This is a genomic window from Flavobacterium zhairuonense, assembly GCF_004352915.1.
Taxonomy (GTDB): domain Bacteria; phylum Bacteroidota; class Bacteroidia; order Flavobacteriales; family Flavobacteriaceae; genus Flavobacterium; species Flavobacterium zhairuonense.
Genome location: NZ_SJSY01000072.1, coordinates 146980 through 170133, shown reverse-complemented (window position 1 = coordinate 170133; position 23154 = coordinate 146980). Strand labels below are relative to the sequence as shown.

At 33.6% G+C, this 23154-nt stretch carries 25 protein-coding genes; 10 read left to right on the top strand and 15 right to left on the bottom strand.

Annotated elements, in window-relative coordinates:
• Positions 1-78: 78 nt before the first annotated feature.
• From EYY60_RS11095 to EYY60_RS11075, 5 genes are read right to left on the bottom strand one after another with little or no spacing between them, the layout of a single operon-like run.
• Positions 79-1542 (bottom strand): UDP-N-acetylmuramoyl-L-alanyl-D-glutamate--2,6-diaminopimelate ligase, encoded by a 1464-nt coding sequence (locus EYY60_RS11095; RefSeq protein ID WP_132989407.1) that lies wholly within the window; start codon positions 1540-1542, stop codon positions 79-81.
• Positions 1539-3548: a penicillin-binding protein gene (locus EYY60_RS11090; protein ID WP_132989406.1), complete on the bottom strand. Its 2010-nt coding sequence runs from the start codon at positions 3546-3548 to the stop codon at positions 1539-1541. The genes EYY60_RS11095 and EYY60_RS11090 overlap by 4 nt, the downstream gene beginning before the upstream one ends.
• On the bottom strand, positions 3539-3886 hold the full coding sequence (locus tag EYY60_RS11085; RefSeq protein WP_035651754.1) for an FtsL-like putative cell division protein: 348 nt from the start codon (positions 3884-3886) through the stop codon (positions 3539-3541). Before EYY60_RS11085 ends, EYY60_RS11090 begins: the two co-directional genes overlap by 10 nt.
• Before the next feature lie 13 nt (positions 3887-3899).
• Positions 3900-4808, bottom strand: a complete 909-nt coding sequence (gene rsmH / locus EYY60_RS11080) for a 16S rRNA (cytosine(1402)-N(4))-methyltransferase RsmH (RefSeq protein ID WP_208749470.1) — start codon at positions 4806-4808, stop codon at positions 3900-3902.
• Complete coding sequence (locus tag EYY60_RS11075) at positions 4783-5256, bottom strand: division/cell wall cluster transcriptional repressor MraZ (RefSeq protein ID WP_026730580.1); 474 nt, start codon at positions 5254-5256, stop codon at positions 4783-4785. Before EYY60_RS11075 ends, rsmH begins: the two co-directional genes overlap by 26 nt.
• Before the next feature lie 377 nt (positions 5257-5633).
• On the opposite strand from EYY60_RS11075, the gene EYY60_RS11070 reads away from it, so the two are divergent.
• From EYY60_RS11070 to EYY60_RS11060, 3 genes are all read left to right on the top strand, one after another.
• Entirely contained in the window at positions 5634-6398 is a 765-nt protein-coding gene (locus EYY60_RS11070; RefSeq protein ID WP_132989404.1) for an alpha/beta fold hydrolase, read from the top strand.
• Positions 6399-6441: 43 nt separating this feature from the next.
• On the top strand, positions 6442-7062 hold the full coding sequence (gene yihA / locus EYY60_RS11065) for a ribosome biogenesis GTP-binding protein YihA/YsxC (protein ID WP_132989403.1): 621 nt from the start codon (positions 6442-6444) through the stop codon (positions 7060-7062).
• 128 nt (positions 7063-7190) lie between these two features.
• Positions 7191-7823, top strand: a complete 633-nt coding sequence (locus tag EYY60_RS11060; RefSeq protein ID WP_132989402.1) for a hypothetical protein — start codon at positions 7191-7193, stop codon at positions 7821-7823.
• A 78-nt stretch (positions 7824-7901) separates the two neighbouring features.
• On the opposite strand, the gene gldC is transcribed toward EYY60_RS11060, so the two are convergent.
• Both gldC and gldB read right to left on the bottom strand, forming a co-directional pair.
• Positions 7902-8237, bottom strand: a complete 336-nt coding sequence (gldC, locus tag EYY60_RS11055; RefSeq protein ID WP_162847875.1) for a gliding motility protein GldC — start codon at positions 8235-8237, stop codon at positions 7902-7904.
• On the bottom strand, positions 8237-9193 hold the full coding sequence (gene gldB / locus EYY60_RS11050) for a gliding motility lipoprotein GldB (protein WP_132989401.1): 957 nt from the start codon (positions 9191-9193) through the stop codon (positions 8237-8239). Before gldB ends, gldC begins: the two co-directional genes overlap by 1 nt.
• Before the next feature lie 99 nt (positions 9194-9292).
• On the opposite strand from gldB, the gene nadE reads away from it, so the two are divergent.
• Positions 9293-10099, top strand: a complete 807-nt coding sequence (gene nadE / locus EYY60_RS11045) for an NAD(+) synthase (protein WP_132989400.1) — start codon at positions 9293-9295, stop codon at positions 10097-10099.
• A 93-nt stretch (positions 10100-10192) separates the two neighbouring features.
• The gene (locus tag EYY60_RS11040) at positions 10193-10822 is read left to right on the top strand and encodes a response regulator transcription factor (protein ID WP_026730588.1); all 630 of its coding nucleotides are present in this window, start codon (positions 10193-10195) and stop codon (positions 10820-10822) included.
• A gap of 79 nt (positions 10823-10901) precedes the next feature.
• Here EYY60_RS11040 and dnaG read toward each other — a convergent pair whose 3' ends face one another.
• From dnaG to EYY60_RS11015, 5 genes are all read right to left on the bottom strand, one after another.
• Positions 10902-12971: a DNA primase gene (gene dnaG, locus EYY60_RS11035; RefSeq protein WP_132989399.1), complete on the bottom strand. Its 2070-nt coding sequence runs from the start codon at positions 12969-12971 to the stop codon at positions 10902-10904.
• A 131-nt stretch (positions 12972-13102) separates the two neighbouring features.
• Positions 13103-14152, bottom strand: coding sequence for a coiled-coil domain-containing protein (locus tag EYY60_RS11030; RefSeq protein ID WP_132989398.1), 1050 nt, complete (start codon positions 14150-14152; stop codon positions 13103-13105).
• A 193-nt stretch (positions 14153-14345) separates the two neighbouring features.
• A complete protein-coding gene (locus EYY60_RS11025) occupies positions 14346-15068 on the bottom strand; it encodes a hypothetical protein (RefSeq protein ID WP_132989397.1) in 723 nt (240 codons plus the stop codon).
• Positions 15055-15615 (bottom strand): RNA polymerase sigma factor, encoded by a 561-nt coding sequence (locus EYY60_RS11020; RefSeq protein ID WP_132989396.1) that lies wholly within the window; start codon positions 15613-15615, stop codon positions 15055-15057. Before EYY60_RS11020 ends, EYY60_RS11025 begins: the two co-directional genes overlap by 14 nt.
• A 181-nt stretch (positions 15616-15796) precedes the next feature.
• Positions 15797-16774, bottom strand: a complete 978-nt coding sequence (locus EYY60_RS11015; protein WP_132989395.1) for a polyprenyl synthetase family protein — start codon at positions 16772-16774, stop codon at positions 15797-15799.
• Positions 16775-16935: 161 nt separating this feature from the next.
• On the opposite strand from EYY60_RS11015, the gene EYY60_RS11010 reads away from it, so the two are divergent.
• Positions 16936-17796: a hypothetical protein gene (locus EYY60_RS11010; RefSeq protein ID WP_132989394.1), complete on the top strand. Its 861-nt coding sequence runs from the start codon at positions 16936-16938 to the stop codon at positions 17794-17796.
• Between the two features lie 293 nt (positions 17797-18089).
• On the opposite strand, the gene rlmN is transcribed toward EYY60_RS11010, so the two are convergent.
• Positions 18090-19133, bottom strand: a complete 1044-nt coding sequence (gene rlmN, locus EYY60_RS11005) for a 23S rRNA (adenine(2503)-C(2))-methyltransferase RlmN (RefSeq protein ID WP_132989393.1) — start codon at positions 19131-19133, stop codon at positions 18090-18092.
• A 231-nt stretch (positions 19134-19364) separates the two neighbouring features.
• Here rlmN and EYY60_RS11000 point away from each other — a divergent pair, with 231 nt between their 5' ends.
• The 4 genes from EYY60_RS11000 to EYY60_RS10985 all read left to right on the top strand — a co-directional run bounded on the left by EYY60_RS11000 (position 19365) and on the right by EYY60_RS10985 (position 22072).
• Entirely contained in the window at positions 19365-19958 is a 594-nt protein-coding gene (locus EYY60_RS11000; RefSeq protein ID WP_132989392.1) for a YceI family protein, read from the top strand.
• A gap of 210 nt (positions 19959-20168) precedes the next feature.
• Positions 20169-20537 (top strand): hypothetical protein, encoded by a 369-nt coding sequence (locus EYY60_RS10995; protein WP_132989391.1) that lies wholly within the window; start codon positions 20169-20171, stop codon positions 20535-20537.
• Positions 20538-20649: 112 nt separating this feature from the next.
• Positions 20650-21291 carry an O-methyltransferase gene (locus tag EYY60_RS10990; protein WP_132989390.1) on the top strand — a complete coding sequence of 214 codons (642 nt, stop codon included), beginning with the start codon at positions 20650-20652 and terminating at the stop codon, positions 21289-21291.
• Positions 21292-21352: 61 nt separating this feature from the next.
• A complete protein-coding gene (locus EYY60_RS10985) occupies positions 21353-22072 on the top strand; it encodes a phytanoyl-CoA dioxygenase family protein (RefSeq protein ID WP_132989389.1) in 720 nt (239 codons plus the stop codon).
• Between the two features lie 146 nt (positions 22073-22218).
• Here EYY60_RS10985 and EYY60_RS10980 read toward each other — a convergent pair whose 3' ends face one another.
• Positions 22219-22782, bottom strand: a complete 564-nt coding sequence (locus EYY60_RS10980) for a phosphatase PAP2 family protein (protein ID WP_132989388.1) — start codon at positions 22780-22782, stop codon at positions 22219-22221.
• 1 nt (position 22783) lies between these two features.
• Positions 22784-23131 (bottom strand): Sec-independent protein translocase subunit TatA/TatB, encoded by a 348-nt coding sequence (locus EYY60_RS10975; RefSeq protein WP_132989387.1) that lies wholly within the window; start codon positions 23129-23131, stop codon positions 22784-22786.
• Positions 23132-23154 lie beyond the last annotated feature (23 nt).

The window sequence follows — 23154 nt, the reverse complement described above, 5'->3', positions numbered from 1 at the left end:
ATTTTTCTATTTTAAATTCCAATTTTGAAACTCCAAATTCCAATTATTCTGGTGGTATTTGAACTTAAAAATTTATTATTATTTGTTTAGTTGCTCTAAAATTTCTTTTACAGTTTCCATATCATCAAAATGATGGCGAACACCGTTTATCTCTTGATAAGTCTCGTGCCCTTTTCCTGCAATAAGAATAATATCATTTGGCTGAGCCAATTGACAAGCGGTTTTTATTGCTTGTTTTCTGTCCGTAATTCTTAGAATCTTTTTATAGTTTTGCCCTTCAACTCCTGCTTCCATTTCATCTAAAATCACTTCAGGATCTTCGTTTCTTGGATTATCAGAAGTCAAAATTGCTTTATCGCTCAATTCAGAAACACTTTTCGCCATAATAGGCCTTTTTGTTTTATCTCTGTTGCCACCACAGCCAACAACAGTGATTAACTGTTCATTTTTTGTACGAATGTCGTTTATCGTTTTTAAGACATTTTCAAGCGCATCCGGAGTGTGTGCATAATCAACTACCGCTGTTATCTTTTCATTTGAAACAATATACTGAAAACGGCCCGAAACACTCTCTAAATCAGACAGTAATCGTAACGCTTCTAAACTATCAATTCCTAATTCTACAGCTGTTCCATAAATTGCCAAAACATTGTATGCGTTGAAAGTACCAATTAGCTTTACCCAAACTTCATTATCATTAATTTTCAACAACAAACCTGATAATTGGCTTTCTAAAATCTGCGCTCTGTAATCTGCGTAAGATTTTAATGCATATGTCAGCTTTTTAGCCACGGTATTTTGCAGCATTACTGACCCATTTTTATCATCAATATTTGATAAAACAAAAGCTGATTTTGGAAGCGAATCAAAAAATGATTTTTTCACATCTCTATATTCAGCAAAAGTTGGATGATAATCTAAGTGATCGTGCGAAAGATTCGTGAAAATTCCTCCCACAAAATGCAAAGCTTCAGTGCGTTTTTGATGAATTCCGTGCGAACTCACTTCCATAAAACAATGCGTCACTCCTGCTTCGATCATTTCATTTAAATAATGATTGATCGTAATTGAATCTGGTGTTGTATGCGTTGCAGGATATTCTGTTTCATCAACCATAATTTTTACAGTTGAAAGCAAACCAACTTTAAAACCTGCTTTTTTGAATAACTGAAACAGTAATGAAGCAATTGTTGTTTTGCCGTTTGTACCCGTAACGCCAACTAGTTTTAGTTTTGCTGATGGATCTTCAAAATAATTAGCAGCCATAAAAGCCAACGCTGTATTGGTATCTTTTACCTGAATATAAGTTACATCATTTGCTATATTTGCTGGAAATGTATCGCAAATAACTGCTTTTGCTCCAAGCTGAATTGCTTTTTCGATGTAATCATGCCCATCTGAAAGCGAGCCACGAATTGCCACGAAAATATCATTTGCCTCTATTTTACGCGAATCAAATTCGATTTTCTGAATAGCAATATCCGTTGAACCTTTTACAGATTCAATAGCTACTTTATATAATATGTCTTTTAATACTTTCACGATAATTCTAATACAATTGTTGCGTTCTTGCTAATATTTTGACCCGCTTGAATCGATTGATTCTTCACTTTTCCAATTCCATTTACTTTTACTTTCAAACCTAAATTTTCAAGCAAAGCAATTGCATCCATTCCTGGCATTCCTTTTAAATTCGGAATCACATTTGTTTTCGTATTTGATACTTTATCAAACTTTGCATAACTGATTTCCTGTTTTGGAATCCTAGAATCCAGCTGTTTTATTTTATTTGTCGAAGGCGCATCTGTGAAAATCTTTTGAGCAATTCTTTTAAAAACTGGCCCTGCAACGTCTGCTCCGTAATAATTGTTTTTGGCTGTATTTGGCTTATGCACCACCACAATACAAGAATATTTTGGATGATCAGCTGGAAAATATCCTACGAAAGATGAAGCATAATACAATGCTGATTTTCCTTCTTTCCCACCATAATTCATCTGAGCGGTCCCCGTTTTTCCTGCCATCGAAAAATCTTTCGAATACAACTTAGAAGCTGTTCCTTTTTTTACCACATTCAATAAAACAGCTTTTAATTTCTTAATCGTTTCTTGCGAACAAACCTTTGGATTAATTACTTCGGTATCGAACTTTTTAATTGTTTTGTTCCATTCCTTAATTTCAGACACAAATTGTGGCCTTACCATCACACCATTATTTGCAACTGAATTGTAAAATGCTAATGTCTGCATTGGCGTAACGGCAACTGAATACCCAAAAGCCATCCAAGGAAGTGAAATTCCAGACCAACTTTTGTCTCCAGGATGAGGAATAATCGGCCTTCCTTCTCCTTTAAAATGCAATCCTAAAGGCTTGTCTAAACCAAAATTCCTAATATGATCTACAAATTTTGACGGATTACTTTTGTAATTATCATAAACCGCCTGAACCATTACTGTATTTGACGAAAGTTCAAATCCACGCGCTAATGAAACTTTTCCGTAACCACCGTGATGCGAATCATTTACTGGACGCCCATAATATCTAACTTGACCTCCGTGGCTATCATAAACAGTACTTGTATCCGCTACTTTATCTTCTAAAATTGCCATTAAATCAACCAATTTGAAAGTCGATCCAGGTTCATGAGATTCTGCTACAGCATAGTTGGTCGTTTCAGTATATGTTCCATCTTCACCTCTTCCTAAATTTGAAATCGCTTTCACATAACCTGTTTCTGTTTCCATTACGACCACACAACCGTGATCTGCTTCATAATCCTCAAGTTGCTTCAGCAAAGCATGATGTGCAATATCTTGAATAAATACGTCAATTGTCGAAATCACATCATAACCATCAACTGGATCTATTTCATTCACATCTCGAATAGGCTTCCATTGCCCTTTTGCAATTTTTTGCTTTAAAATCCTGCCATCTTTTCCATTCAAATAGCTTTTAAAAGCCCATTCAATTCCTTTTCCAACTTCAATTCCAGTTGCAGGATCAATTCGGTCGTAACCAATAGTTCTCTCTGCAATTTTACCAATCGGATGTTTTCTAACCGTTTCCTGTTCAATTATGATTCCGCCTTTAAAAGCGCCCAAATTGAACAATGGAAAACCTTTAATTTTTACATATTCCGTATAACTGAGCTTTCTAGCAACTAAATAATAACGATTTTTATTTGCTCTGGCTCTTCTTAGCTCTTGTTCATAATAACCCGCAGGTCGATCCAAAACAGTTGCTAATGAATCTGAAAGTGCTTTTACATATTTCTCAAAAGTTTCTGTTTTTGGCGCTTTTGCATCAAAACGAATTTCGTAATTCGGGATTGATGTTGCCAATAAACTTCCGTCAGCCGAATAAATATTTCCTTTGTTTGCCGGAATCACAAAATTTCTGACCGTTCGCTGTTTTGCTAATTGTCTGTAATGATCACCTTGAACCCATTGAATATTGGTCAATTTAACAACAATAGCAATTGCCATCAAAAAGATGAAAACTGCTACGAGGTAAATTCTGTAGGATATATGTTTATCGTCTACTGCCATATTCTTTTAAAGAAACTTTTTTCTTCTTCTTTTTTAACTTCTATTTTAATTGGAGGAACCGTTGATGGAAAAATCTGTTTTTCAAGCATTTTATCCGATATCGTCGATTCCATTTTTAATTTCATCAATTCTGAACGTCGATCTACAAATTCCGATCTTAATTCTTTTACTTCATTATTCAGTTTTGCAATTTCAAAAACCTTTTGTTCGTATCGCTGTGTATTTGCAATCATCAAAATGGCCAACAAAATGATGAAGACAATGAAACGCCAGTTTTTAATTGCGTCGTCATTGATCAAGAATCTTGCTTTTAATATGCCAAATACTCCACTTTTCATTTCTACCTATATATTATATCTTTTCAGCAATTCTCAATTTTGCACTTCTCGCTCTATTGTTGATTTTGATTTCAGCATCATCTGGAACAATCAATTTTCCGATAGTTTTAAATGGAACTGAAAAATTTCCATAAAAATCGCGTTCTGGCTCTCCTTCAAACATTCCGTTTTTGATAAATCTTTTTACCAATCTATCTTCTAAAGAATGATATGAGATTACTGAAAGTCTCCCACCCGGATTCAAAATTTCTAATGACTGCTCAATAAATTCTTTCAGAACGTCCATTTCTTGATTCACCTCAATTCTGATTGCTTGATATATCTGAGCCAATACTTTATTCCTAACTTTTTCAGGCAAATATTTCTTCAAGGCTTCCTTCAACTCATCAGTCGTTTTGATTGGGTAATCTCTTCTCGCTTCAACGATTGTTCTGGCTAAAGCTGGTGCGTTTTTCAACTCTCCATAATCAAAAAAAACACGACGTAAATCCTGTTCTTCATATTCGTTAACCACCCGATAAGCATTCAAATCATTTTTTTGACTCATCCGCATATCAAGCTCGGCATCAAATCTTGTTGAAAAACCTCTTTCAGGAACATCAAACTGATGTGATGACACTCCTAAATCTGCCAAGATTCCATCAACACCTCTAACACCATGAAATCGCAAGAACCTTTTTATAAATCTAAAATTCTCATTAATTAAAGTAAACCTTTCATCTGGCAATGCATTTGCAAGTGCATCTTCGTCTTGATCAAAAGCAAACAATTTTCCATTTGGCCCCAAACGTCTCAAAATTTCTTTTGAATGTCCGCCTCCGCCAAAGGTTACATCTACATATATACCATCAGGTTTAATGTTTAAACCATCAACTGTTGGATGAAGCAAAACCGGATTATGATATTCCATTGTCGTCGTCATTAATATTTCCCATTACCTCCTCGGCTAAATCAGCAAAATCCATATCTTCGCCGCTTATTGATTTTTCGTATAAATCTTTATCCCAAATTTCCACAATATTAACCGCAGAAGAAAAAACAACATCTTTAGAAATACTTGAAAAAGCAACCAGATCTTTCGGCACCAGCAATCTTCCTAATGCATCAATCTCTACCATTTTAACTCCAGCAGTAAATCTTCGAATGAAATCATTGTTTTTTTTCACAAAGCGATTAAGCTTGTTGATTTTTTGCATCATCAAATTCCATTCTTCCATTGGATATAATTCTAAACACGGCTGAAAAACGGAGCGTTTCAAAACGAAACCGTCTTGAAGCGATGAAGCCAATTGCTTTTTCAAAGGCGCAGGCATCATTAGCCTTCCTTTAGCATCGACTTTACACTCATATGTTCCAACAATTGTGTTCAAAAAAATCAATTAAGATGTTATAGGACAAAAATATAAAAAATATTACCACATTTTACCACAATATACCACTTTGTTAATAAGTTTAACCACTTTTCTACCACCTTCACTAAGCCCTAGACAATCAATAGTTTAACTTATTAATAGCGTTTTCTTAATAACATTAATCATTCGAAAAAATTAAGCACTATTTTTCTTAAAAAAATGATTTTTATATCGATTTCTTAACATTTGGCTTTTTCATCAAAAAACGCCCTAAAAGCTGATTTTTAACCACTTATAAATTCTACATAAATTATCTAGTTAAAAAACGGCGGCAAAAATTCATTTTTATTTATTTAACCCTATATTTGTCCAAATTGAAATTGGCATTAGATTAAATGGACAAACACTACAAAAAAGAAGGCAAATACAGCTATTTTGAAGCTGGAGAAGGAACTCCTATCGTAATTTTACATGGATTAATGGGAGGCCTTAGTAATTTTGATGGTGTAGCGCAATATTTTCCGTCGAAAGGATACAAAGTGGTAATCCCGGATTTGCCAATCTACACGCAAAGCATTTTAAAAACAAATGTGAAAAGTTTTGCCAAATACGTAAAAGATTTTATTGCTTTTAAAGGTTTTGACAAAGTTATTTTACTAGGAAATTCATTGGGAGGACATATCGCATTGTACCACACAAAACTATATCCCGAAAAAGTTGCAGGACTTGTAATTACCGGAAGTTCTGGTCTTTACGAAAGCGCAATGGGAGATAGCTACCCAAGAAGAGGCGATTATGAATACATCAAAAAGAAAGCTGAAGATGTGTTTTATGATCCCGCAATCGCTACTCCGGAACTTATCGACGAAGTATATGCAACTGCTAATGACCGAATCAAATTAATCAAGACTTTAACGATTGCCAAAAGTGCAATTCGTCATAATATGGCTAAAGATTTACCAAAAATGACCGTAGAAACCTGCATCATTTGGGGTAAAAATGATTCTGTAACACCTCCAAATGTTGCCGAAGAATTTGATAAATTATTGCCAAATTCAACTTTGTATTGGATTGACAAATGTGGACACGCCGCTATGATGGAACATCCTGATGAATTCAACGAGATTCTTGAAAAATGGCTTACTGAGCAGAAATTATAGTATCTAACTTTCCATTTTTAAGAAAGTTTAAAAACAAAAAAACATGAAAATTACTTCTGCCGAATTCATTGTCAGCAATTCTGACGCATCAAAATGCCCGGCTGAATTTTTGCCAGAATACGCTTTTATTGGCCGATCAAATGTTGGTAAATCATCTTTGATCAATATGATTACCAATCATAAAAATTTAGCAAAAACATCAGGAAAACCTGGAAAAACACAATTGATAAATCACTTCAAAATCAATAATAATTGGTTTTTGGTCGATTTGCCAGGTTATGGATATGCAAAAGTTTCTAAAAAAACCAAATCTGTTTTTCAGCAATTTATCACTGATTATTTTGAAAACAGAGAACAGCTTGTTTGTGCTTTTGTCTTGATCGACATTCGCCACGAAGCTCAAAATATCGATATTGAATTCATGTCGTATATGGGCGAAAGCGAAATTCCGTTTTGCATTATTTTCACCAAAGCAGACAAAATCAGCAGAACAAAAGTTGACTCGCATATTGCAGCATATAAGAAACAAATGTATGCTAACAATTGGGCCGAAATGCCTCATTATTTCGTTACCTCATCGACAGAATCAATTGGTAAAGAAGAGCTTTTGACTTACATCGACGAAGTGAATCAGGAAGTTTTTAAAAACAACAACCAATTTTAAATTCCAACTTTTAAAAATACAGTACACAAAATCCTAAATTCCAATTTAATCCCGAGGCTTCGGGAGGAATTTGGGATTTTTTTATTGGGTTTTCTTTTCCTACTTTTGAACGAATTAACTTATCGTTCATGAAAAAAAACAAATTCATTTGTAGTACAATTTTACTTTGCATCCTTTTCTTTTCTTGTAGTAAACCATCATTTCTTTTTTTAACACCTAAGCAAACTGGAGTCGATTTCACTTCAGGAAAATGGCTTTTAAACGAAATAGATGCGCCTAAAAATTCCAAAGATCATCTAACAGATGAATCCATGAAATTCTTCAGAAAAAACCTTGGAGAACGCATATCATATATTCATGATGTAAATGGATTGCTTGTTCCTCGAAAAATCCCTTTGAATCCTAACAAAACAAAATTAAAAGAACTGAAAGAAGGCACAGGATTTGACTTCTTCATCAATATTTCTACAAAAAAGAACAAAAGCGACTTCTCTACAATCGAATTATATCAGAGCGACAGTGAAACAGGAAAAAATGAAGCTTCGGTAATTGTTGAAATTTATGATTTAAATCTGCAACAAATAATCTATTCTCAAAACGTAGTAGGAATCACAAGAAAAGAAGCTTCAGAGCCAATGTGGCAAACCGAAAAATCAGACAAACTTATAGACAATATTGCATTTTACAAAAACTCCAACCAATTGATGACAAAAGCTTTGAAGAAAATTTTAAACGACATTGATAAAAAATCAGTCAAATAAGCTTAAAATAATCCATAAAAAAAATCCAAATTCCAATTGTAATACTTGGAATTTGGATTTTTTAATATTGGAATTTTATTACTTCGTTAATTCCAGTTTTTCTGCAAAATAATCACAGAAATCTTTCATTGTATCCGACATTTTTTCGTCGTCTGTTGCACGTTTGAAAGTATCAGCCATTGCCACTAAAGTCTGATGGAAAAAGATTTTCATTTCATCCACCGGCATATCTTTTGTCCACAAGTCGATACGCATTGTCTCTTTTGCTTTACTGTCCCAAATAGACAACATTATTGCTTTTGCCTCTTCATCGCGAACCCCGCCATCTTGTGCGCTCCATGATAATTTTTCTGGAACACGGTTTTCGTCTAATTCTATATTGAATTTAATTTCTGAGTTTATTGTATTTGACATTATTTCTTAGGTTTATATTTTGACTTTTCAAAAATCTCTTTTGCATTTACTTTTAGCAATTCCTGCAAAGATACATTGTTATTTTTCATGTACGAACGCACCATCTGCCATCCAATCCACGCGCCTACTCTTCCTGGCGACTCATTATCGATTTCTAAATAAAATTTAGAAAACGGTGCTGGCGCAATAAATCGAGTTGTAAGTTTTGGATCATCGCTGTACAGCATCTCTTTTTCTAAAAAATAGCGCCACATGTAGGCTTCATTTTCTTCGCACCATTTTATTTCCTCTGGCGTATATCCAATTTTATCGGCATCTGTATATTCAGGCAAAAGCAAATCTTTTGCATAAAGTTGCTTTCCTTCGAAAATCATTTGCGAAATCAAATTTCGATCTGGAAAAGCTGGAATATTTCTGTATGTAAAACTAGAAACCACATCTGGCATGATTTGTTTCTCTTCAAAATTTTGTTTCAAATAAGCAGGAAACTCATAAAACTTATGTTCTTTACCTAAATACAATTCCAAAGCCACAATAACTAAACTGTCGGCATAAATTGCTTTTGTATTATAATCCATTTCTCCAATTACCGTAATTACTTTTGGCGTTTTAGTTTTAGGAAAATAATATTTCACGTGCTGAAAAAGTGAATTGAACTCTTCACGTACCGGCTCAAAATTGGAGTATTTTTTTTGCACCTCAGCATATACTTCACGCCAAATTGGCTCTTGCATTTTTTGGATCCAGACAGCATCGTCATTTCCTGCTGGAAAGAAAAATGGATATTGCTTTTTTAATTTCCCAAGATCTTCTGGCTTGGCTTCAAAAAATGCTTTATCAAAACGTTCAACTTTAATATCAACTGGAATTTCTTCAACTTGTTTTTCGACTTTGCTTTTTTGTTCACAGGACAAAAAAAACAAACACAGAAGCACTGCAAAGCGATATAATTTCATTTTATTTTAATTAGATTTGTGTTGCATAAATTTAAATAAATACATACTTAAAAATATTTGTGCAAATATACATCCCTGTATCTTAAAACTTGAACTATTATGGCTAAAAAAAGTACAATTCAAACAGAAAAAGTGAACATCCACATTGTAGAGTGGCTAAAAAATTATGCTGAGAGCGCAAAAGTAAATGGTTTTGTAATTGGAATTTCTGGCGGAGTGGACTCTGCGGTGACTTCTACTTTGTGTGCTCAGACAGGTTTACAGGTTTTATGTATTGAAATGCCAATTCATCAAGCCGAAAGTCAAGTTTCAAGAGCAAAAGAGCATATTGAACAATTAAAAAAGCGTTTTCCAAACGTTTCAAGCGTACAAACTGATTTGACCGCTACTTTTGAAGCTTTTAAAAGCGCAGTACCAAAAACTGACGACGAAGCGAAAGTCAATCTTTCTTTAGCAAATACACGTGCTCGCATCAGAATGACCTCATTATATTATTTGGCTGGAATACACGGTCTTTTAGTTGCCGGAACCGGAAACAAAGTTGAGGATTTTGGTGTTGGATTTTACACAAAATATGGTGATGGAGGTGTCGATTTGAGTCCGATTGCTGATTTAATGAAGTCCGATGTTTATGCTTTAGGAGAATTTTTGCAAATTCCGCAATCAATTTTAACAGCAGCTCCAACAGATGGATTATTTGGCGATAATCGTACCGATGAAGATCAACTTGGCGCAAGTTATGATGAACTAGAATGGGCGATGTTAACGGCGGAGTCAGGAAAGACGGCGGTTGACTTTAGCGGAAGAGAAAAAACTGTCTTTGAAATTTATAAACGATTAAACACCAGCAACAAGCATAAAATGGAAGCAATTCCTGTTTGTTTAATACCAAAAACGTTAAAATAAAAGTTTTAACATTTGTCAGCTATAAACTACAGAATTTATTTATTAATTTTACCGTTCCAAAAACATGATAACAATTCTAAAAAGGTAAAAATTATGATTAAAGTATGTCTAGCAGACAATCATCCTGTGACGCACTTTGGCGTTAAGTCTTATTTTAAAGACCACGATCAAATTTCAATTGTTGCCAACGTAGGCAATTTTTCAATGGTTAGAGATATTCTTCAAACGAAGGAGATCGACATCCTAATTCTAGATCTAGAGTTAGAAGGTCTTTCAAGTATCTTTGAAGTGAAATCTATCTTGAAAAACTTCCCAAAAACAAAAATTGTAATTTTTAGTGACCTCGCTGAACAAATGTATGCTCCAAATGCAATTAAAGCGGGGGTTTCGGGGTATGTACACAAAACAGAAAAACTTGAAACATTAGGTCTTTCTATTATTAAAGTACACGAAGGAAAAATTATTATCAACGAAACAGTTCGCAAAAACATGGCCCTTATTGCTAAACAAAGCAAGAGCGAACGTTTGTACAGAAAACTTTCTAATCGCGAGATTGAAGTTTTACGTTACTTAAGTGACGGTAAGAAAAACAATGAAATTTCTAAAATCTTAAATCTGAACGAAAAAACGATCAGTACTTACAAATTAAGATTATTGACTAAATTAAATGTTACTAATTTAGTTGACTTAGTAAACAAAGCTAAGACTTTAGAAATTATTTAATTTAATGTTGATTTGCTTCGGCAATCATCAGTAATAAAAAAGCTCTGTATTGCTTGTCAATATAGAGCTTTTTGATTTTTTAATGATAAGGAACAACTACTCTTCCTAATTTCTTCGAAAAATTATTCAACAACTTAGAATAATCTACAACCATCGACAAAACTTCTGAATTATCATCTTGTGGATCTGTAATCAAGGAATTTTTCAAATCGTGAATAATTTTTGAAACCAAAAACCATCTTAATGAAAATATAGTATCTGAAACATTTTGCTCAATAGTCACATTTTTATGTTTTGGGAAAATATTTTGTCCTTCCCAATCGTGAATGACCACTTTTTCATCTTCCATTAAAATATTTGTTACTTCTTGAGCAAATTCTGGCTGCAAGTGCATCAAATATTTGTCTAAACTGAAAACTTCATTTTGATTGAAAAAATTGATCAAGTTTTTGAAAATATCTTGGAACAACTGATTCGAAAGTTCGATTTCGTCTTCTTGCAAACTCAAATAGATTTTTTCAAAAACCCTATATTTTCGTTTTTCGGATACTTCTTTGACATTTCCTTCTTCATCTGCTTTCAAGAAAACATCTTCAAAATCTTCTTCCACACTTCCATAAAGCAATAATAATTCAATGACTTTTCTTTCGAAACCATATAAAATATCGACTTTTTGAGACGGTTCTTGATAGCCCATATCTCCTGGATAATCATAACCTTCCGGCGGGCCAGTTCTTGGATCTTCTGGATCTCCTCCAGAAAAACTGCCTGCATTTTGTGGAGGTTGGTTTCTATGAACTTCAAAAGGTTTTTGCTCTTGTTTTTGCTTTTTATTCGCTTCTGCAATATCCTTTTGAATCAACTGTGCCAATGTACTAACCAAAACCTGCTCTGAAATATCCATTATTCGGGCACATTCCTGAACATATACTTCGCGCTGAATGCGATCTGGTATTTTAGAAATACTCGCAACCATATCGCGAATCAAATCGGCTTTTTTAATTGGATCGTTTTTAGCTTCGTTCATCAAAATCGAAGCTTTAAACTGTATAAAATCTTTACTATTGTTTTCTAAATAAGCTACCAATTCATCATGAGGCGTTTTCCTTGCAAAACTGTCTGGATCTTCTCCATCTGGAAATGCACAAACCCTCACATTCATGCCTTCTTCCAAAATCAAATCGATTCCTCGAATGGCTGCACGAAGTCCTGCCGCATCACCATCAAAAAGTACGGTAATATTTCGGGTAAGACGATTAATCAATCGGATTTGATCTGGAGTCAAAGCAGTTCCTGATGACGCCACAACATTCTCAATTCCAGATTGATTAAACTGAATCACATCGGTATAACCTTCAACCAAATAACAATTATTTTGTTTTGCTATCGATTGTTTTGCCTGAAAAATACCATAGAGAACCTTACTTTTATGGTAAATATCACTTTCTGGTGAATTCAGGTATTTTGCCGCTTTTTTGTCATTGGTTAAAATACGTCCTCCAAAACCTAAAACACGTCCCGACATACTTTCAATTGGGAACATTACACGTCCTTTAAATCGATCAAATGGACGGTCTTCTCTTGGAATGGTTAAACCTGTACTTTCTAAAAACTCTAATTTATATCCTTTCCCTAATGCTTCTTTTGTTAAAGCATCCCAAGTCTCTGGAGAATATCCTAAACTAAATTTCTTGATGGTTTCATTCGTAAAACCTCTTTCTTTAAAATAAGAAAGCCCAATCGCTTTTCCTTCTTCCGAATTTAAAAGCGTTTTATGAAAATAATCTTTTGCAAATTCTGAAACCAAATACATACTTTCACGAACATCCGTCATCGCTTTTTCAGCATCTGTTTGTTCCGTTTCTTCAATCTCAATATTATATTTTCGAGCCAAATAACGAATCGCTTCTGGATACGTAAACTGCGAATGCTCCATTAGGAATTTAACTGAATTCCCTCCTTTTCCCGTACTAAAATCTTTCCAGATTCCTTTTGCAGGCGAAACCATGAACGATGGAGAACGCTCATCTGAGAATGGACTCAACCCTTTGAAATTACTTCCGGCACGTTTTAAATTAACAAAATCGCCAATAACCTCCTCTACTCGAGCAGTTTCAAAAACAGCATCAATTGTACTTTGTGAAATCAAAACGTAAATTTATTTTTTAAAGTTGAAAGCCTGTAAAAGTACATAAATCCTTCCTGAAATTTATTTATTAAGCTAAAAAAAAGTGCCTCTTGCGAAGCACTTTTTCTACTAACTAAACTTAAAGCCGTAACTTAATTAAAATCAAAACGAAGTCCCATTGAAATATTGTTTTCCTTAACTAAATTGTCTTGAAACAACGGATTCAAATCGTATTTTACATACAAGCTTAATTCTTTATATCCTATGTAAGAGCTTACACCATAAATGAAATTATTTACATTGTATTCGCCTTTAGCCTTGCTTTTATATTTTAAATCGTCTTCTTCGAATTTCAAAATCTGTTTTGATTTTACGTTGATTCCGGTATAACCTCCAATTCCAAAACGGAAACTTTTATGCGTTTTAAAATACGTCTTTCCATCTTTTACTGTCGGCCTCGTAAAATCGAATTCCAAATGCACTGGCATTACTAAATACACATTTCTAAAACGTGATTCGGTTAAATTTACAGCGTTGGTTTCTAAATTAGTTTGATCCCCATTTACCACAAAATAGCGGTTATCTGTCGGGCGAATATTATTGTACATTAATGAAAGTCCGTACTTCGCATGAAGCAAATTATCATTTTTCATTAATCTTGAATTATATGTAAAACCCCACTCATAAAAATGCGAACCTATAAAACTGTAATTTGAATCCTGATATTTTCCGTCAACCATCATATTATTCAAACCCATTGCAAAAACAAATTGCGAAGTGGTTCTTTTTTCTCCACGAAGAGAATCTTTGCATTTCTTATGGTTCCAGTCGTTTTTATCCCAGTAAATAACAATCTTGCTTTTCTTGGTAGAATCCTGTTCTTTCAGTTTTCCATCTACTTTTTGCTGTACAAGATCATTCAGTTCGTTTTGTGCCAACGTTACTTTTTCCTCAATGATAACGGCTCTCGCTTCTGCTAATTCTTTTTTGCGTTTATCCGCTTGTTCCTGCGTGATTTTCCCTTCAGACAATTGCACGTTTACGGCTTCAACTTCTTGTTTTAAGGTTTCTTTTTCTTCTTTAGTAACCTTTTCTATTTTATTGGCAATTTTCTTCGCTTTTGATTCAAAAGTTTCCTGACTGAAAACCTTACTGACAAATAAAAAGATTAAAATTACGAGATGAATGGTAAAATTTTTCATGATTGATTTTTTAATTGATTGTGATTGATGATGATTAATTATTAATTGTAAATTGTAAAATGTTAATTGTGAATGATCAATTCATTGTCCATCGGGTTGAAACCCGACGCTACAAAATGGATCGTTCCTCCGGAACTAAAAAATCTATATTCTTTTTCTTAATACTTAATTCTTGATACTTAATACTAATCCTCTACTCCTGCTGATTTCTATTTGCCAAAGCCACTTTTACTGTCTGATAATTTTTATTGACTCTTGTGATTACTTTTTCACGAAAGGATTCCTCTAATTCGCCGTCAACTTGATGCAGCAAATCATTTGCATTGACTTTAATTTTTGCTTTTGGTTTAGCCGAATTTTCAGCTACAACCTTATTTTCAGCAGTTTCTAATAATTGATCTACACTTTCTTTTTTAGAGATTTCGGCAACAGCAGTTTGATTGTTGGTGGATTGTTTTTCTTGATTGTTTTTGATGATGATTGAAGACTCCGCTATTTGATTTGATTCATTTTTACTGATTTTATCTGATTTCTGATGATTGATTTTTGCTTCTTGATTTAAGCTTTCTTCTGAATGATTTTCTGAAATTGCGATTTCAGTTTTTGAAGAATCGATGTTGTTTAAAATCGTTTTTTCAACTGAATTTTTATTCAAATCTTTCTCTGTATCTTTTACAACAACTGAATTTTTAGGCCCTTCAATTGTATTTTCTTTATGATTAAAGAAAAAAGTTCCAACCAACAAAAATCCCACAACACTCGCTGCGACATAAAGCCATTTTTTGCTTTTTTTAGGTTTCTTTTCTTCGGCAACACTCAACATGGCATCTAATCGATCCCAGGCTTTGTTGCTTGGCTCAATTTCACGCTGATTTAATTTTTCACGGAAATCCTTTTCAAAATTATTCGGTTCCATTATCTTGTTTTTTTAAAATAGTAATTTGTGTTTGCAGCATTTTTCTAGCGTGCGACAATTGCGATTTCGATGTTCCTTCATTAATTCCTAACATCTTGGCAATTTCATTGTGTTTGTAGCCTTCGATTGCGTATAGATTGAAAACCATTTTATAGCCATCCGGCAAAGCGTCAATTAAAAACTGAATTTGTTCGACTGTAAATTGGCTGTCGATTTCATTAAAACTTTCTTCGACAAAAAACTCATCTTCAGCAAATTTTACTTTTTTCTGAACTCTTAAATAGGAAATGCATTCGTTAACCATTATTCGGCGGATCCAGCCTTCAAAACTTCCTTTGTGTTCAAAGTTTTTCAGATTCGTAAATACTTTCATGAAAGCCGTTATCATTACATCTTCTGCCAGCTGAATATCCTTTATATATTGTCTGCAGACGCTTAGCATTTTTGAAGAATATTTCCCATAAATCTGTTGCTGTGCCTGACGATTGTTCTCGACAGCCAGCTTTATGATTTTGGTTTCTTCTTGATGTAACGAAATAATTTTCATTAATAAGCTTTTCGGTTTTTGGTTTTAGAAACAGACTTCTATTAGCATAGACGATTATCGGTTTAAAATGGTTGCATGGAGGTGAAAAAAAATTGGGCAATTAGAAAATTTATCAATTAGATAATTGATTTACAACAAAGTAAAACCAATTATCTAATTGATAAATTTTCTAATTATCTAATTATTTTTTTCTTTCGATTACGTAATTCACCATCAAAGTCAGCGCAGCTTTATACTCAGAATCTTCGAAGTTTTGAAGTAGAGAAAGCGCTTCCTGCTGGAATTCGACCATTTTGTTTTCGGCGTAAGCCAAACCATTATTATTTTTCACAAAGGCAATAACTTCTTTTACGCGTTTCTTGTCTTTGTTATGGTTTTTGATGGAGTTTATCAGCCACTTTTTTTCCTGTGGAGTACAAGTATTTAAAACATGAATTAAAGGCAAAGTCATTTTTTGCTCTTTAATATCGATTCCTGTTGGTTTTCCGATTGCTTCTTCACTGTAGTCGAATAAATCGTCTTTGATTTGAAAAGCCATTCCGATCAATTCTCCGAATTTGCGCATATTTTCAACCTGCGCATCATCTTCAATTACAGCTTTTGCACCAAGTGCACAACAAGCAGCAATAAGCGTTGCGGTTTTCTTACGGATAATTTCGTAATAAACATCTTCGGTAATATCGAGTCTTCGGGCTTTTTCTATTTGAAGTAATTCCCCTTCGCTCATTTCGCGAACAGCAACAGAAATGATTCGGAGCAAATCAAAATCACCATTATCGATTGACAAAAGCAATCCTTTTGAAAGCAAATAATCTCCAACTAAAACGGCAATTTTGTTTTTCCAAAGCGCATTGATAGAAAAAAATCCGCGACGGCGATTACTATCGTCCACAACATCATCATGCACCAAAGTTGCCGTATGAATCAATTCGATTACCGAAGCACCGCGATAGGTTCTTTCGTTTACAACACCTCCAGAAACCATTTTTGCAGTAAGAAAAACAAACATTGGACGCATTTGCTTTCCTTTTCGATTTACGATATAGTATGTAATTCGGTTCAGCAATGCAACCTTTGAAGTCATCGATTCATGGAACTTTTTTTCGAAAAGTTCCATCTCGTTAAAAATGGGCTGTTTTATTTGGGAAGTAATATTCATTTCGATTCCAAATATACTATTTTAAATAAAAAAACGTTATCAATTTTATGTTAGTATATCAACAATTTGTGCACTAATATAAATTCCCACCAAAAACACCAAATTTTATTTAAAGCCTAATTTGAATTCAATTAATTAAAATCACGTAAAACTAATTTATTATGAAAACAAAAATTTTATGTATTGGAACGTTAGTCGCTTTATCTTTTTTTGTCAGCTGTAATTCTGACGAAAAAACTAATGACGGATCATCTGCCGCAATTACAAAAGATGAAATCATCAAAAATTCAAAAATTGACGCCTCAATTGATGATGTGACCAATATTGCCGAAGATCAATTTAGCGCACAACAAAATGTAACTGCCAAACCTAGCGGTATGGTAAAAAATTTCCTTCCGAGTTGTGCTACAATTACAACAGTATTAACGAACAACACCTGGACAAGAACTGTCGATTTTGGCGTAGAAGGTTGTACGCTTGAAAACGGAAATACCGTAAAAGGAAAAATGGTCATTTCTTTTTCTAATGATTTTGCATCATCTACACAAACGATTAGTTATACTTTTGACGGATTTTATCATAATGGCAAAAAACTTCAAGGAAGCAAAAGCATAGTGCGAACTGTAAAAACAACTGATTTGCTTGCAACTGCACATCCGGTTTTTACAGCAGCAATCGACATGACAATTACTTTTGATGACGGAGGCGTTTACACTCGAAAAGGCACACTGGTTAAGGAACAAGTTGAAGGTTTTGACACTTGGTTCAACTGGGATGATAATGCTTATTTAGTAACTGGAAGCGGTACAACAACTTTCCCTAACGGAGATACTTTTTCTGCTGAAATTACAACCCCATTACAATTTAAAGCATCATGCAAAACATCTCTCCCTGTCAAAGGAGTTTTGTCTATAACCAAAAATGGCGCTACAGCTGTTATTGATTATGGTGACGGAACATGCAATACTCTTGCAACAATTACAAAAGACGGCGTAACGGAAGAAGTCGATTTGAAAAAATAGAATCCTTTTTGCCCAAAAAAAAGCATTAAAAACAAGATCTCTCTCGTTTTTAATGCTTTTTTGTTTTTATCAATATATAAATGTGTAGTCCCTACGGGACATATCTGTATTGTGTAGATTCTTTCTACAAATATATTGCTCCTAACGGAGCATATTTACTTTAATTCTCTGGGAGAAATCCCATGAGATTTTTTTTTACCAATATTATTTACAGAATATATACTCCGCTAGGAATAAAATATCGGTAGAAAACAAATGTGTTATATAACAATATGTCCCATAGGGACAAACCATTACGCCTCTTTATTTGCTAATTGTCCGCAAGCAGCATCAATATCTTTTCCTCGGCTACGTCTTACTTTTACCACTACTCCAATATTTTCCAACGCTTTTATATAAGCCATAATTGACTCTTCTGAAGCTTGTTGGAATTCTCCGTCGTCAATTGGATTGTATTCTATCAAATTGACTTTACAAGGCACATATTTGCAGAATTTAACCAATGCATCAACTGAAGCTTTATCGTCGTTTATTCCTTTCCAAACTACATATTCATACGAGACTTTGCTTTTTGTTTTTCTGTACCAATATTCCAATGCTTCACGCAAATCTTTCAAAGGAAAATTTTTGCTAAAAGGCATAATCTTCGCACGCGTTTCGTCAATTGCGGAGTGGAGCGAAACTGCCAATTTGAATTTCACTTCATCATCGGCCATTTTTTTGATCATTTTCGGAATACCCGATGTCGAAACCATAATACGTTTTGGCGACATTCCTAAACCTTCTGATGATGTGACCATATCAATTGCTTTAATGACATTGTTATAATTCATTAAAGGCTCTCCCATTCCCATAAAAACAATATTCGAAAGCGGATGATTATAATACAAACGGCTTTCTTTGTCGATTGCTAGAATTTGATCGTAAATTTCACCTGGTTCAAGATTTCTCATTCGTTTTAATCTTGCCGTTGCGCAAAAATTACAATCCAAACTACAACCAACTTGGCTAGAAACACAAGCTGTAGTTCTAGTTTCTGTCGGAATCAAAACTGATTCTACCACTAAGCCGTCATGCAAGCGAACGGCATTTTTTACCGTTCCGTCACTGCTGCGCTGCATGGTATCAACCTTAATATGATTGATAACAAAATTCTCCTCAAGCATTGTACGCGTTGTTTTGGCAACATTCGTCATATCGTCAAAACTATGCGCGCCTTTACTCCATAGCCATTCATAAACTTGATTTCCACGGAAAGCTTTGTCATTGTTTGCGACAAAAAAATCACGCAATTGTTCTTTTGATAAGGCTCTTATGTCTTTCTTTTCGATTTGCATGCTGCAAAGTTAATCACTTTTGCGCTTTTTTTTGATTTTTAGATGCATTCTTAAATCAAAATCAAAAAAATCCCAGTAACAAGCCACTATTTTGCTTTTCTATAATAAGCTTTAAATAAAATCTTAACCATGATTTTTATCAGCTCTTGTGCGATTTCTTCAAAATACCTTTGACTCAAGAAAAAGATAGAAATCATAATCTATCTAGTTTTAACCAAATACCACATACAAATGAAAACGATCAAATCAATTTTATTAGCCGTAGTAATTACATTATGTTTACAAGTAAGCGCACAAAAAAGATATTCTCTCACAAAATCAACTTTTGAAGTTGCAGGAACATCTAACATACATGATTGGGTAATGCGATCTTCAGATGGTACTGGTAGCGCAATTTTAACCATCACGGATTCAAAACTCACAGACATTAAAAACTTAGCCATTACATTGCCTGCCGAAAGCATAAAAAGCAGCAAAACCAGTATGGATGATGTCGCTTACGAATGTTTAGACACCAAAACACATAAAAACATAAAATACACTTTAAAATCAGCTGATAAAATAAACGAAACAACTTGGATTTTCACTGGAACATATACCATTTCAGGCGTCAGCAAAGATTTTAAAACGCAAGTAAAAGTATCAACTATAGACAACGACACTTTTGTCTTACAAGGCTCTAATCGAGTAACTTTTACTGATTTTGAAATGACGCCACCATCAGCAGCACTTGGAGTGGTTAAAGCTGGCAAAGAATTAACTATTCTTTTCAATATTACTTTAACCGATTTTGCAAGAAATGAAAATGTTTTAGTTATCAAATAAAGATTTAGACAAGTAGTTTAAAAATTATACTTAAAAAAATCTTAAAGTAAATAGGTTTTCATTCTAACAGAAAATTTTGGCATAAGAATTGTCTAGCTCATTTAAGGAAAAATAATCTTACAAAGCGCGCACTAATTTTAAAATTTGTAATTTTATGATTTCGACGATATAACCTTTATTTTTTAATAAACCTAAAAAAGACAATTCATTATGAAAAAACAAATTTTAAGCTTAGCTTTTGTTGCTTTATTAGCTTTCGCCGTACAATCATGTGGCGATAAAAAAGAACCAAAACCTGCAGATGACGAATTAACACTTGGAAACAAAGTTGATTCATTAACTTCAGATATTGAAGAAGTAAAAGACAGCGCAGTAAGCAAAACTGAAAGTGCCGCTCAGGATGTTAAGGATGCTACTAAAAAGGCTGCTGACGATGTAAAAGATGCAACTAAAAAAGCTGCAGATGACGTAAAAGACGCGACTAAAAAAGGAGCTCAAAAAGTTGAAAATGCAGCAAAAGCAGCAAAAGACGGAACTGTAAAAACAGCAAAAGAAGTAAATGAAGCTTTGAAAAAATAATTTCATTTAAAAATCAATTAGAAGCCATTCGCCTAAAACGAATGGTTTTTTTATGCTCCAAAATTGAGCTTATATTTTTGTATTTTTGCTTCAAATTATAAGACTCAACAAAATGCATTTTATTTCACAAGAACTTGAAGATTACATCGAACAGCATTCTGAAAACGAACCAGCTTTATTAGCCAAACTCAACAAAGAAACGTATCAAAAAATTCTTTTGCCGAGAATGTTGAGTGGCCATTTTCAGGGACGTGTTTTGAGCATGCTTTCTAAATTGATTCGTCCAGTAAACATTCTTGAAATTGGAACTTATACTGGTTATGCTGCTTTATGCTTGTGCGAAGGAATGCAGGAAAATGGGCAATTGCATACTATTGACATTAAAGAAGAACTAGTTGATTTTCAGAGAAAATATTTTGATGCCTCACCTTGGGGAAATCAAATTTTTCAGCATTTAGGTGAAGCTATCGATATTATCCCAACTCTTGATGTAAAATTTGATCTCGTTTTTATTGATGCCGATAAAGAAAATTACCTGAATTATTGGGAAATGATTGTTCCTAAAATGAATAAAGGTGGCATTATTTTATCCGACAATGTTTTGTGGAGTGGAAAGATTTTGGAACCCGTTCATCCAAATGATGTAAGCACAAAAGTTCTTTTAGAATATAACCAACTTTTGAAAGATGATCCTAGAGTTGAAACGGTTTTATTGCCAATTCGTGATGGATTGACGGTTTCAAGAGTACTCTGAAAAAGTTTCTAAGGCACTAAGCTACTAAGATTCTAAGCTTTTTATTTTTAAATGCATTTAAATGAATTATTCAAACCAGATCGAAAATGAAGGTTTCTCTATTATAAACAATGTTTATACAGAAAATGAAATCGAAAAGTTGGTTTCGTCGATTGAAAACAAAACTGCAAATAATCCAAAAAATACCACTTTTAGGAAATCTCAAGATTTATTTGCAATCAGACAATTTCACAAAGAAATTCCTGAAACATTACCTTTTATCTTCAATCAGAATTTACAGAACATTATCGAAACAAACTTTGGAAAAGGATATTTTATAACAAAATCTATTTATTTCGATAAGCCAGAAAAATCAAATTGGTTTGTGGCTTATCATCAAGATTTGACTATTTCTGTGGATAAAAAAATTGAAGTCGAAAATTTTGAAAACTGGACCGTAAAACAAAATCAATTTGCCGTTCAGCCTCCAAAAGAAATTTTAGAGGATAATTTCACTATCAGAATTCATATAGACAAGACAACAAAAGATAATGGCGCTTTAAAAGTCATAAATAATTCGCATTCAAAAGGAATTTTGAGAATCGAAAATTTAGATTTTGAAAAAGAAACCGAGACTATATGCGAAGTTGAAAAAGGCGGCATTATGATTATGAAACCCTTACTTTTTCATGCTTCAAACAAAACCACAAATAACGAAAGAAGAAGGGTTATTCATATTGAATTCAGCAAACAACAACTTCCTTCAGGACTTGAATGGAGCGAAAAAACGATTCTAAATTAATTCCTTTTTAAGACACTAAGATTCTGATTTTTTTTTCTTTTACAAAAGGCTTTGGTCTATAAAAAAACCTCCAGCTAAAGCTGAAGGTTTTTTTATAATTTATTAAATTCTTACCATCTTAGTAGCTTAGAAACTTAGAATCTTTTTTATCCTGGAAAATATTGTGGTTTCAATTTTCGGTAAACCAAATAAATTAGCGATCCAAAAAGAGCTCCAAAGAAATACCCAGCCAAAATATCACCTGGATAATGCAATCCTAAATAAATTCGGCTGTAAGCAAAAATTAATGGCCATAAAAAGATAAATCCCAAATACTTGAAACGGCTTTTTAAAACTAAGAATAAAAAAGTTGCAACCGCCATTGTATTTGCTGCATGCCCAGAGAAAAAACTATAAGATGTTCTAACCTGAACAATACGAATAATCGATTTTAATTCGGGGTTATTACACGGACGCAAGCGCGCAAAAGTATGTTTGAATAAATTACAAGTCTGATCTGTAAAAGCAATCAAAACTGCTATAAAAAGCAGTAAATACAAGGTTTGTTTCCCTCCTATTTTTTTATAAATAAGATAAAACATTAATAAGAAAAGTGGTGTCCAATACAACTGCTGTGTAATAATCAGCCAAAGTTTATCGTATGTTTCAGAACCCAAACCATTCAGATACACAAAGAGATTTGTATCTAATTCTTGTATTTTTTCAAGCATATTACATTTGTCGTTTTATAGGTCCTGAAAGCGAATCAATATCTTCTTTTACTTTATCAATTTCTGTAGCTGTATCCCCTAAAAGATTTCCTGAATCTCCTAAAATATTTGATTTTGCTTCATTGATTTGAGCGTTGATATTGCCTGTTATACTGTTAAGTGATTTTGTATCAAGTCCGTTTGCTTCAGCTCCTTTTTGAATCTCGCTTTTAATATCATTGGTAGCGTTTTTTAATTGCGCCATAGCTTTACCCATTGTACGAGCAATTTCTGGCACTTTATCTGAGCCAAAAAGCATTAATACTATAAACAGTATGAAAACTAATTCTCCTCCTCCTATACCGAACATATCTTTTTAATTTTGTGTGGTCA

What these genes read in the sequence shown, in the direction of transcription:
- yihA (WP_132989403.1), top strand. Translation starts at nt 6,442, where the DNA reads ATGAAAATTACTTCTGCCGAATTCATTGTCAGCAATTCTGACGCATCA.
- EYY60_RS11010 (WP_132989394.1), top strand. Translation starts at nt 16,936, where the DNA reads ATGAAAACAAAAATTTTATGTATTGGAACGTTAGTCGCTTTATCTTTT.
- gldC (WP_162847875.1), bottom strand. Translation starts at nt 8,237, where the DNA reads ATGTCAAATACAATAAACTCAGAAATTAAATTCAATATAGAATTAGAC.
- gldB (WP_132989401.1), bottom strand. Translation starts at nt 9,193, where the DNA reads ATGAAATTATATCGCTTTGCAGTGCTTCTGTGTTTGTTTTTTTTGTCC.
- EYY60_RS10990 (WP_132989390.1), top strand. Translation starts at nt 20,650, where the DNA reads ATGCATTTTATTTCACAAGAACTTGAAGATTACATCGAACAGCATTCT.
- EYY60_RS10975 (WP_132989387.1), bottom strand. Translation starts at nt 23,131, where the DNA reads ATGTTCGGTATAGGAGGAGGAGAATTAGTTTTCATACTGTTTATAGTA.
- rlmN (WP_132989393.1), bottom strand. Translation starts at nt 19,133, where the DNA reads ATGCAAATCGAAAAGAAAGACATAAGAGCCTTATCAAAAGAACAATTG.
- EYY60_RS10985 (WP_132989389.1), top strand. Translation starts at nt 21,353, where the DNA reads ATGAATTATTCAAACCAGATCGAAAATGAAGGTTTCTCTATTATAAAC.
- EYY60_RS11000 (WP_132989392.1), top strand. Translation starts at nt 19,365, where the DNA reads ATGAAAACGATCAAATCAATTTTATTAGCCGTAGTAATTACATTATGT.
- EYY60_RS11025 (WP_132989397.1), bottom strand. Translation starts at nt 15,068, where the DNA reads ATGGAACCGAATAATTTTGAAAAGGATTTCCGTGAAAAATTAAATCAG.
- EYY60_RS11070 (WP_132989404.1), top strand. Translation starts at nt 5,634, where the DNA reads ATGGACAAACACTACAAAAAAGAAGGCAAATACAGCTATTTTGAAGCT.
- EYY60_RS11015 (WP_132989395.1), bottom strand. Translation starts at nt 16,774, where the DNA reads ATGAATATTACTTCCCAAATAAAACAGCCCATTTTTAACGAGATGGAA.
- EYY60_RS11060 (WP_132989402.1), top strand. Translation starts at nt 7,191, where the DNA reads ATGAAAAAAAACAAATTCATTTGTAGTACAATTTTACTTTGCATCCTT.
- EYY60_RS11040 (WP_026730588.1), top strand. Translation starts at nt 10,193, where the DNA reads ATGATTAAAGTATGTCTAGCAGACAATCATCCTGTGACGCACTTTGGC.
- EYY60_RS10980 (WP_132989388.1), bottom strand. Translation starts at nt 22,782, where the DNA reads ATGCTTGAAAAAATACAAGAATTAGATACAAATCTCTTTGTGTATCTG.
- rsmH (WP_208749470.1), bottom strand. Translation starts at nt 4,808, where the DNA reads ATGACGACGACAATGGAATATCATAATCCGGTTTTGCTTCATCCAACA.
- EYY60_RS11085 (WP_035651754.1), bottom strand. Translation starts at nt 3,886, where the DNA reads ATGAAAAGTGGAGTATTTGGCATATTAAAAGCAAGATTCTTGATCAAT.
- EYY60_RS11090 (WP_132989406.1), bottom strand. Translation starts at nt 3,548, where the DNA reads ATGGCAGTAGACGATAAACATATATCCTACAGAATTTACCTCGTAGCA.
- EYY60_RS11030 (WP_132989398.1), bottom strand. Translation starts at nt 14,152, where the DNA reads ATGAAAAATTTTACCATTCATCTCGTAATTTTAATCTTTTTATTTGTC.
- nadE (WP_132989400.1), top strand. Translation starts at nt 9,293, where the DNA reads ATGGCTAAAAAAAGTACAATTCAAACAGAAAAAGTGAACATCCACATT.
- EYY60_RS11020 (WP_132989396.1), bottom strand. Translation starts at nt 15,615, where the DNA reads ATGAAAATTATTTCGTTACATCAAGAAGAAACCAAAATCATAAAGCTG.
- EYY60_RS10995 (WP_132989391.1), top strand. Translation starts at nt 20,169, where the DNA reads ATGAAAAAACAAATTTTAAGCTTAGCTTTTGTTGCTTTATTAGCTTTC.